Source organism: uncultured Microscilla sp. (genome assembly GCF_947493425.1).
Classification (GTDB): Bacteria; Bacteroidota; Bacteroidia; order Cytophagales; family Microscillaceae; genus Microscilla.
In genome coordinates this window covers 22,013-32,779 of record NZ_CANLRP010000097.1, presented here as the reverse complement: position 1 = coordinate 32,779, position 10,767 = coordinate 22,013, and the positions used below count along the sequence as shown (strand labels likewise).

The window sequence follows — 10,767 nt, the reverse complement described above, 5'->3', positions numbered from 1 at the left end:
AAGCTCTAAGAATGGGCTATCAAATACAAAAAATAGCTTCCTGATTATCAGTAGATTATGAAATTGGTAGATGGAAGACCGTAGTCGCTTCGCGTTCATTCGTAATTGAATATTAGTCCGGAGTTAGTAGTCTGTAGACCATATTGGCTTTGCCTTCATTCGTAATTCGTAATTCCCTCATTCGTAATTGAATATTATTCCGGAGTTGGGAGTTGGTAGACCGTAGTCGCTTCGCGTTCATTCGTAATTAGCTTACGCAGAGCTCCCTTTGGTCGGTTCGTAATTCCCTCATTCGTAATTGACCTACTCGTAATTAAAAACCTATCGACTCAAAGTCTTAGAAATGTCAATCCGATATATTTGTATAGCAGGAATAAGTGCGGCAAATAAGGCAACTCCCAATACCAGCGCTATGACTCCTAGTTCGGCGGTGAGCCATTGCCAGCCTGTGATCGACATTTGCGAACTGTTGCTAATCATCTGCCCAGTAAACTCTACTGCCCCATGCCCCAACAAAAGACCTAAAGCAGCCCCTACACTTGCCAATAAAACGCCCTCTAAAATAATGTGGGTAAACAATTTGAGGCGAGTAGCTCCCAGGGTACGCATAATGGCAAGATCATATTCCCGCTCTTTAAGAGCATTATATAAAGCAATAAAAATACTTAGCCCGGCAATGCCAATGATGATGTAAGCAAAATATTGTAATACATCGGCTCCTATGCCTATGTTTTCGAGCAGGTTGAGGTATTCGCGGGCGGGCGATACTGCTTGTATTTTATTACTTCGGTTGGCAATTGCCGGAATCATGACTATAGCCATGTTCGAGCGGCGTTGAATGAGCATCGCCGTAATTTCTTTTTCCTTCTTTTGCACAAAAGGTTTATGATTTTGGGTATGTGTCGAGTCGGTTTTATGCGCTTCATGGTGTCCTTTATGCTCTCCCTGTTCTTTCTTTTGCGCAAAAGGGTTATGGTTTTGAGTATGTGTCGAGTCGGTTTTATGCGCTTCATGGTGTCCTTTATGTTCCCCATGTTCCTCTTGATCATGATCATGTTGCCCGTGCACCTCCCATATACTTTCAATGTTGGTTAGTATCAGGCGGTCAGCTACGGTGCCCGAACGTGCCAAAATGCCGCTTACTATAAATGGGTGGTCTTTGTGGGCAAGATCTTCGTCGTCTTCTAACCCATGCGCACTATAAAATTTACTGCCCACTTTTAGCCCCAGTTGCTGGGCTATAGTGGCTCCTATGGTTACCTCAAAGTTTTTTTGCCAAAGCTTGCCTTCAGCTATTTTGCATTGATAAAAATCGACATACTCATGGGTGGTACCCACAATGCGGTAAGCCCTGTAGCTATCGCCTAAGGCAAGCGGAATGGCTCGTTTTACCAGGCGTTTGTTGCGGGCAATGGCGTTGGCTTCAGAAAGTGGAATATTACCCGTAGGGCTGTCCAAGTGGTAAATTGCATTGAGAATGAGTTGTAATGGGCTGCCTTTGGCGCCAATGACATAATCTATACCTTGGGCGTTGTTTCTAAGTTTTTCTTCTGCCTGATGCAACACCAGCAATAAGAATATAATGATACCTACCCCAAACGCCAATAACAGCGTGTTGAGGAAGGTATTGAGTCTTTTCTTTTGGAGGTAACTCCAGCTTAATTTGAGTAAGTTCATGTTTTAGTTATTAGTTCATAGTGCTGACAGGGTTCTGTGCGTTAGGTGTCCCGCAAGCAGGACGTCTGCTTCATCCAAACTTTTAAGTCTCCTAAAGGAAGACTTAAAAGAACGTGGGCAGTTAGGATTGAGTAATGATGAATTAAAAAGGCTACAAATCATTGAACCCATCAAACAATACAGTCTCTTTGTCATCACAACAATATTAGCCATTACTCACAGTTCATACACTTGGCTTATTTCTGTTTTTACCCTTTGGTCGTGAGTGGCTATCACCAAAGTTGCGTTAACTGCTTGCGCTTGTTGTTTCAACAAGTTGATGACCTGTACTGTGTTATGGTCGTCAAGGCTTGCTGTAGGTTCATCGGCAAGCAACACTTTGGGAGCATTGAGCACTGCCCGCGCCACCGATACGCGTTGCATTTCGCCTTGACTGAGCTTATTGGGATACGATTTTTTATGGGCTTGCATGCCCAATTGTTCCAGCACATCCATACACCTTGTTTTGCTTTGTTTGACACCTGCCAGGTATTGCGTCAGCAAAAGGTTGTCTAATACAGTAAGGGTTTGAATAAGGTGGGGTTTTTGAAAAACCAAGCCAATGTTTTTTGCCCTGAATTTATCGAGCTGGGAACCTTGTAAGGTGTGTAAACTTTGCTGAGCCATTTGTACTTTTCCCGATGTAGGCCTGAGCAGCCCCCCCAGAATGTGCAATAACGTGGTTTTACCGCTCCCCGAATTGCCCAGTAATAACCATTGTTCGCCTTGAGCGGCTGACCAATTGGGGGCTTGGAGCACTGTTTTATCACCATATTTGTGTATCACCTCTTGTATAGCAAACATACGACGTTTTATTTAGTGTACCAAGCTTCAAAAATTCAGATATTTTTTACAGAAAGCAAATTTTAGTAAAGGATATGTCAAGTTATGCAATGTATTGGCAAAGCATACAACTATTGTCTGTTATTTAGGTACTTCTAAATTTCTCCCATCTTCTGGCTTCGCGTTCGAGCAAACTGGCAAATTTGTGAGGAATATCAATACTGATTTCAACGGTTTGAGTGAGCGCTGGGTGTTGTAACTGCAATGAAGTAGCCGCCAAAAATAAGCCCTTGTGTAGCATTGTATTACCTGCTTCATCGTATGTGGTATCGCCAACAATGGGATGCCCCAGGCTTGCCAGGTGAATGCGTAATTGGTGGGTGCGCCCAGTATGAGGCGATAGACGTACCAACGACAAAGTTTCGTTGCGAAGCGAGGGTACAGTTTGCAATACCTCAAACTCGCTGTGGGCGCTTTGCCCATTGACTGGGGTACGAATATGCCCTCGTACAGTGGGAGTTCCTTTTACTATGGCATGGTAAGTTTTTTTGATGGTTTTTTGTTCCAGTTGTTGCCCCAGGTGCATATGTGCCTGGGCGGTTTTTGCCACCATCAACAGCCCGCTGGTAGGCACATCTAGTCGGTGTACAGGCTTTGCCCATTTCAGTGCATCAGGTAGGGGAGAGGGTTGCACATTGCCAGGCAACATATTGACTATAGTGCGGTATTGGTTTCCACTTACTTTTACTCCAGCAGGCTTATTTATAACCGCAAAATGATCGTCTTCGTGTACAATTTCCAAGTCAAACTCATAAGATTTTGGTGGCGTTTCTTCCAAGTCTACCAATGTGATAATGTCGCCTGGTTGCACCCAGCGACCCGTTTCAGCAGGTATACCATTGAGTCGCACTGCCCCTTTTTTGATGGCTTTTTTAACCCCTTTGCGTGAGGGAAGTTGTTCAAAAATGCCACAAACATAATCGCTCAGACGGGTAGAAGGGGCATCATGGGGGACAGTATGAGTTTTGAGTAAAAACATGGGTGAATGAATTTATTGGCAAATGCTATTTTTATAATCTGCAAATATGCATAGAATTATTGATTTTTGGGTAAGGCTCTCTTCTTGACTAAAAACCCTCAGATGTTAACATTTTTCTTCTAAAATTTATATATTACAAGAGAATGATATACACCTAATAATCAGGTGTAAATGTTTTATAATGAGTTAGTTATATTTACTTGTAGCTTATGGCTAATTGCTTACCGCTACCAATCACCTATTTTCAAAACTATGAGTAAAACACGCAAAATTTTGCTATCTGAAAAAGATATGCCCACCCAATGGTATAATATTCAGGCTGATATGCCCAACCCGATGCTACCTCCCTTGCATCCGGGTACCAAACAGCCCATTGGTCCCAACGATTTAGCGCCTTTGTTTCCAATGGCACTTATCCAACAAGAGGTTTCGCAAGAACGTTGGCACGAAATACCCGAACAAGTACAAGATATTTATAAAAAATGGCGCCCTACCCCTTTGTATCGGGCTTATGATCTGGAGAAGGTGTTGGATACACCCGCTAAAATTTACTATAAATATGAAGGAGTAAGCCCTAGTGGATCGCACAAGCCCAATACGGCAGTGGCGCAGGCGTATTACAACAAACAAGAAGGAGTAAAGCGGATTACCACTGAAACAGGGGCTGGGCAGTGGGGGAGTGCCTTGAGTTTTGCTTGTGGTTTGTTTGACATGGAGTGTGAAGTATTTATGGTAAAAGTGAGTTATGAGCAAAAGCCTTATCGTAAGATTATGATGAATACCTGGGGCTCAAGTGTGCATGCTTCGCCTACCGACTTGACTGAAGCAGGCAAGCAAATATTGGCTCAAGACCCTCACTCGCCAGGTAGTTTGGGCATTGCCATTTCAGAAGCCGTAGAGCGCGCGGTGCAAGATGAGCATACCAAGTATTCGTTGGGCAGTGTGCTCAATCATGTGCTCATGCACCAGACCATTATAGGCATGGAAGCAATGAAGCAAATGGAAATGGCGGGAGACTTTCCCGATGTGGTAGTGGCTCCTTTTGGTGGCGGGTCTAACTTTGCCGGCATCACCTTCCCGTTTTTGCGTCATAAGCTTACCGAAGGCAAAGACCATCTGCGTTTTTTGGCCATTGAGCCAGCTTCTTGTCCTAAGCTTACCAGAGGTGAGTTCCGCTACGATTTTGGCGATAGTATAGGCATGACTCCTTTGCTACCTATGTATACTTTGGGGCATAGTTTTGTGCCGCCTACCATCCACGCAGGAGGGTTGCGTTACCATGGGGCAGGTGCTATTGTAAGCCAGTTGCTCAAAGACGAAATCATTGAGGCTCAGGCCATTCAGCAACTGGAGTGTTTTGAAGCGGGGGTCTTATTTGGCAAAACTGAGGGGATTTTACCTGCACCAGAGGCCACGCATGCAGTAGCGGGTGCCATTCGCGAAGCCAATCAAGCCAAAGAAGCAGGCGAGTCTAAAGTGATTTTGTTTAATATGTGTGGGCATGGACATTTTGATTTGCGGGCGTACGAAGATTATTTTGCTGGAAAACTCCAGGATCACCATTACTCTGATGAGCAATTGACTAAAAATCTGAAAGAGCTGGATGATATTCCGATGGGATAACTTACTATCAAAACTGATCTTTTGAATCACCCTGTAAGCTGTGTATGGCTTTAGAGTATGTTTAAAAATCATAATCTGGGCTAAAAAAGTGTCCCCGAATACAAGTTCGGGACTTACAGTTTTTACGCGCCGACTTCGTTAATTTTTGTGTCAATAGCTTTAGCTATTCACTTAAAAATATATCTCGTCAGCACAAAAAACTCATCATTTTTAACTCTGAAGACAAAATTTAAACATACTCTTACAGGGTTTTTATGGGTAGTAAACCATTCGTGTATCCATAGAAATAATTTTCTACATCTTCACTACCTAAAGCGCATCTTCATTACCTTTGTGCCTTCTGTTTTTGTAAATAGACAACTTAATCAATACAATGTTTACACTCAAGGTTCGGCTTTTATTGGGAGCAGCAGCCCTTTTAGCCATTGTTTTTTCTTTGTTTTATCAAAACTATCCCAGCACCATTTTATACATTGCCTGCATTGCGGTGTTAGTGGTGGGGTATTATCGCAATGGCACGGTATGGCTGGCCTTGCAACAGTTGCGTAGGCAAAAATATGACAAAGCCAATGCGTATTTGAGCGAAATAAAACAACCAGAGCGACTGGCAAAAAGTCAAAAAGGCTACTATTACTTTATCAAAGCATTTGTGGCTATGTCAAAAGATGATATTCATGCCGCCGAAACCCTGTTTAATCAAGCCCTGGAGTTTGGTGTGCGTACTCAAAATAACGAGGCATTGGTGTATTTACACTTGGCCGATATCAAGGTGGTACATAAAGACAAAGCGGCGGCTGAGGCGTATTTGCAAAAGTTGCAAGCCTTGAAGTATAGAGCCAACCTGCAGAGCTTTATCAATGAAGTAAACGAAGGTGTGGCCGAGCTTTAGGGTAGTTAGTAAACCTACAAAAATAATCTGAGCCATAAAACGGTATCTTTGCCGAGTGAACTTCCTCAAAAAACAGTTCCATAGCTTGGGCTATGCAAAGGTTTAGCTAAAGCAGAGCTTGGCACAGTAAAACTGTAGCCTCGGTTTTTGATTCGCCCACTCAACAAATATTTTGTTTTATTGGCACATCTTATTTTTTCCGCTTTACTTATGGTGGAAAAAAACATAAAAAAGGCAGTCACTTCTTTTGAGTAACTGCCCTTGCGTTCAAGTTTAAGTGTTTTTTTAATCAATGCCCATCATATTGAAAGCTCCCCAGTATATAGGATCTTTGTATTCTGCTTTGATCTCTTTTTGGGCTTCAACAAAAGCCTGGCGCTTGTTGCCAGTGGCCAACCATTTTTTATAAAACTTACTCATCAGCTTTTGGGTAGCATCATCCGATACTTTAAACAAACTCATGATCAACACATCGGCACCTGCTACCAAAAACGAACGTTGCAACCCAAACACTCCTTCGCCTATCTGAACTTCGCCTAGCCCGGTTTCACACGCTGACAACACCACCAATTCGGTATTGTCAAAATTGAGGTTCATGGCTTCATAAGCTGTCAAAATACCATCGCTACTGTAAAAATTGTTTGTTTTTGCCAACAAATCGCCCGCTCCGTGGGTAAGCAAACCCGAACGATGCAAAGGTCCATTGGTTATCTGATTGCTTCTTAACCCTCCTGACCCTGGAGTGTCATCTTTTTTGTGACTGACAAAAAAACCGTGGGTTGCCACATGAAATACCCTGGGATTTTGCAGGCCTCTTATGTTGATCTCTTCAGCCACATTGTTAGTAAACACCTGGGTTTTCCACCCCTTTTGGCGCAACAACTTGTTTACCTCGCTTATTTCTTTCTCAGTACCAGGTAGTCGACTAATAAATCCGATTTCTCCTCTCTTGCTTGCCGAGCGAGCTATTTTTAAGATCTTGTCGTTGCTGTAAAATACCGGATTACCAAATAATACTGCCCGGTTGTTTATATCGGCAGGTTTGTCGTTGGCTTTTGCCAGCTTATTTTGCTGGTTTATCACCAAATCTTTAGTATTGCTCACCAATACTACATTGGTTTTATCTATCACATAAGTAGTATCAGCTATACGCATCGAAGATACATTTACTTGGTTGTAGGCACCATCGGGCGACAAGTATACCCTATTGATTCCTGCCAGCGCTTTGTCTATGGGCAACCAGTAGTTTTTATAAGAATAGCGGTCTTTACGACGAAAACGGGTACTGTTTCTATAATACCTCAAGTAACGGTTTTCTAGTTGATTACCATTGCTTAGCAATACCAGCTGTGGGCTTCGCTTACTCTTCTTGGTTACAATAAGTGCCGCGTAACGTACCGAATCGGTAAACCCTTGATTGTATTCCCGGTAACGGATAACTTCTATTGCTGCCTCTCCATCTTTCAATGTTTTTTGTACATCTTTCCAGGTATAGTTTTTCTTTTCAAACCCTTTGGCAAACAGGTTTGATTTTTTGTTGAGTTTTTTTTCAAGTTGCTCAATTTCCTTTTCAATTTTACGAGGCTTGATATTGCTTTCTTTTAATTTGTCTTCGTTCAGCGACAATATACTAGTCAAAAATTCCTTACGATCTACCCATTGCTTGTACAAATCTATCAGTTGTTGGTCGCCACTATTCAAAATACGATTACGTACTTTTCTTGATGAACTCAACAACAGCGCTTTGGTAGCCAGCGCATGGTTATACATTTTACTTAACAGCTTTTTGCGTCGGCTTTTGCGGTGTGCCTGTTTGACAGCAAGCGTATTATAAAACTCAAAGTCAGCCCGTATCAGTCCCCAGTATTTGGCTTTTTCACCTTCGCTCAACACTGGAAAGTAAGTTTTGATATATTCGAGGTATTGATCGGTTGCCTGCTCTAAAATTTTGTTTGATTGGCGATACCTCCCCCTTACAAACTCCACCTTGCCTATTTTGCTCAACGAACGCACATATTCAGGGTGTTCATCATTAAACACCTTTTTATACATTTTGCGTGCCCGCTGATATTCTGCTTTGGCTTTTCTAAAGTTTTTAGTTTTGGCGTATAAATCACCACGAAGCATTGCCACTCTTGCCGAGTTTACGTTTTCTTTGCCAAAAGCATCGAGCCAAATATCGTCTGCCTGATTCAATTGGGCAAAAGCAGTCTCATATTGGTTTTTGTCTATGTGATAATATGCCATGTTTTTGAGCGCTTCAGCATACAAAGGATGTTGATCGCCAAAAGTAGTTTTATAAATAGTAAGCGACTTCTCCAGCAAAGGCTTTACCTCGGTAGTATCCCGGTCGCCCCGGTTAAATTTCACCAAGGCAAGGGTAGTATATGCTTCTGCCATTGTAATGTGGTTTTCGCCTAGTTTAGCTTTGCGTATATCCATGACCTCTTTAATACTTTCTTCAGCCTTTTGGTAGTCGCCAATAGACAAATACAACGAGCCTAGCAACCCAATACTTTCGGCATAACGAATGGTAGTATGTCCATATACCTTTTTAGATATTTCAGATGCACGCACGGCAAGCTTTTCTGCTTCGGCATATTTGCCCGTGATGAGGTACAACTGACTCAGTTGGTTGAGCAAATTGACCAACTTACGGCTTTCTTTGCCATATTTGGCTTCTTTTTGTTCAATTGCTTCATTGAGCAACTCTTCAGTTTCGGCGTATTCGCCAATTCTTATGTACAAAAAAGCAAGATTTTCTACCGACTTCGATTGTTGCGAAATGTCGCGCGCGCGCATTCCCCAGTAAATTCGGCGGGCTCGCCTTAGCAAACGTTCGGCGGTATAATATTGTCCAATAATGCCATACAAACGGGCGGCGGTGCTCAATGCATCGGCATACTCAAACGAACGTCGGCGAATTTTTGACCTGATAATACCCATAGACTCTTCTATGTTTTTCTCCGCATTTTTATAATCCCCCACCTTTATTTGCATTTCGGCGAGTTTGGCGAGTTGTTTTCCGGTTTCACGGTCTTCAGCCCCCAACTTCTCTGTCTGTATTTTTACGTTATTTTCTAAAATCGCCAATGCTTTTTTATACTCCTCTTTTACATCATGATAGGTAGCAATATAGTTTTGTATGGGAATGTAGTCTTTGTGGGTTTTGGTGAGCTCATCCAAATAGGTTTGGTATTTTTTCTCGGCGAAGACTTTTTCAGCATTGCTCAAATCATCTGCGTGTAGTAGGTAATAATTTGCCCATTTGAGCTTATACAACTCATATTTGGGGGCATCTTCACCCATCAGCTCTTTTTGTAGCTTAAGCAAATGATTAATATCTTTTTCGGCCTGTATCAGGTTAGCTTCTTTGTACATATGCAAGTCGTACAGATCTTCTACCAACCGCACCCTTAGGGGATGATACACGGGCAACAAGGTACTATCAGTCTGTTGCAATTCATCAAACCTTCTTTTGGTTCGTCGGCTACCTCGATTATAATGTTTAGAGCGTTCGGCGCGTAAAAACTCCCCACGCAGGCGGTGTATGTTTTTGCCTCTATAAAATGCATACATAATTTTGTCGCGGTATTCTTGCTGTAGGTTGGCCTTGATAGGGTGTCGGTTTTCAAAGTACATTCGAATAGTTTGATCATACACCGACAAATAAGTTTTACTTGACTTAATGTACCCTCTGGTCAAAAATAAATTAGGCTTGGCTATTTTCAGGGCTTTTTTGTACCAGCGCATCGAGCGGGCATAGCGTTCATCGTTGGCATAGTTATCGGCAATTTGTTTAAGGTACAATCCATAAGTTTGGCTTTTTTTCCAAATTAGCTTTCTTACTTTCCTGCGTTTTGCCAACAAAAACTTGGCAGCTTTTTCATACTCCCCCTTGTCGGTCATGAGCATACTTTGGGCAATCAGCAACTTTACGTACTGGTGTCGGTAATACCTACGTACCCACTTGTTAGCTACTGGCTTAGCAATCAGGTTTTGCCAAAAAGGAAGCGCCTGATCCAGCAATTGACCAGCATCTTTGAGTTTGCCAATATGGATATAAGTGACTGCCAGGCGATGATTTACTTCGGTTAGTCCTACCGAATCTTTGGCAGTACCGTCACCAGTGGGTTGTGACAACCAGTTTTGCTTAGCGTCTTCTAATAGCTTGCGGGCTTTTGAGTAATAACCATACTCCAGGTATACATCTGCAGCTTTATAGGTGCCCACAAGGTAGCTTTTAAAGTCACTGCTTTTGATGGTTTGCAATGCAGACAGCCCTTCATTCAACAGTTGATTCATTTTGTCAAAGTGCCCCAAAGCCTCCCGGCTCTTTGCCTCCTGAATTTTTCCCCAGGCTTGTAGCACTTCGTTGGTGAGTTTTTTCTTTTGTTTTTTGTGTTTACGCAACGCTTTTTTATAACGCCCCTTTTTGTACAAACGCTCAGTTTTACGAAACACCTGTTCCCAAGGCTGGGTAGGCTGAGCTTGCACCCAATGACCCATAAAAATAGCCAGGCACACCAACCACCAGCCAAAACCAGCGAAGCCTATATGCTTGTATTTTTGTTGTGCATGTTGATGTAATAGTTTTCTCAAATTCATTGTATTTTTAATTAGTTAAGTAACCCTGTCATTCAAAGCTGTTGGCATTGAATGCCTGATAAGATTTAATTGATTAGATATTTTAGGTATATATAATTATTGATTGTCT

At 42.4% G+C, this 10,767-nt stretch carries 6 protein-coding genes; 2 read left to right on the top strand and 4 right to left on the bottom strand.

Translation table 11 applies throughout. The annotated features are described in order from the left end of the window. Positions 1-321: 321 nt before the first annotated feature. From Q0954_RS21505 to Q0954_RS21495, 3 genes are all read right to left on the bottom strand, one after another. Positions 322-1,677, bottom strand: a complete 1,356-nt coding sequence (locus Q0954_RS21505) for an ABC transporter permease (protein WP_299460218.1) — start codon at positions 1,675-1,677, stop codon at positions 322-324. Between the two features lie 216 nt (positions 1,678-1,893). Next, positions 1,894-2,520 carry an ABC transporter ATP-binding protein gene (locus Q0954_RS21500; RefSeq protein ID WP_299460215.1) on the bottom strand — a complete coding sequence of 209 codons (627 nt, stop codon included), beginning with the start codon at positions 2,518-2,520 and terminating at the stop codon, positions 1,894-1,896. 124 nt (positions 2,521-2,644) lie between these two features. Beyond that, entirely contained in the window at positions 2,645-3,538 is an 894-nt protein-coding gene (locus tag Q0954_RS21495; RefSeq protein WP_299460212.1) for an RluA family pseudouridine synthase, read from the bottom strand. 252 nt (positions 3,539-3,790) lie between these two features. On the opposite strand from Q0954_RS21495, the gene Q0954_RS21490 reads away from it, so the two are divergent. Both Q0954_RS21490 and Q0954_RS21485 read left to right on the top strand, forming a co-directional pair. Continuing rightward, positions 3,791-5,161 (top strand): TrpB-like pyridoxal phosphate-dependent enzyme, encoded by a 1,371-nt coding sequence (locus Q0954_RS21490; protein ID WP_299460209.1) that lies wholly within the window; start codon positions 3,791-3,793, stop codon positions 5,159-5,161. Positions 5,162-5,534: 373 nt separating this feature from the next. Then, positions 5,535-6,050, top strand: a complete 516-nt coding sequence (locus Q0954_RS21485) for a hypothetical protein (RefSeq protein WP_299460206.1) — start codon at positions 5,535-5,537, stop codon at positions 6,048-6,050. A 285-nt stretch (positions 6,051-6,335) separates the two neighbouring features. Here the strand turns inward: Q0954_RS21485 and Q0954_RS21480 are convergent, their stop codons facing one another. Then, the gene (locus tag Q0954_RS21480) at positions 6,336-10,658 is read right to left on the bottom strand and encodes a CHAT domain-containing tetratricopeptide repeat protein (RefSeq protein ID WP_299460203.1); all 4,323 of its coding nucleotides are present in this window, start codon (positions 10,656-10,658) and stop codon (positions 6,336-6,338) included. Positions 10,659-10,767 lie beyond the last annotated feature (109 nt).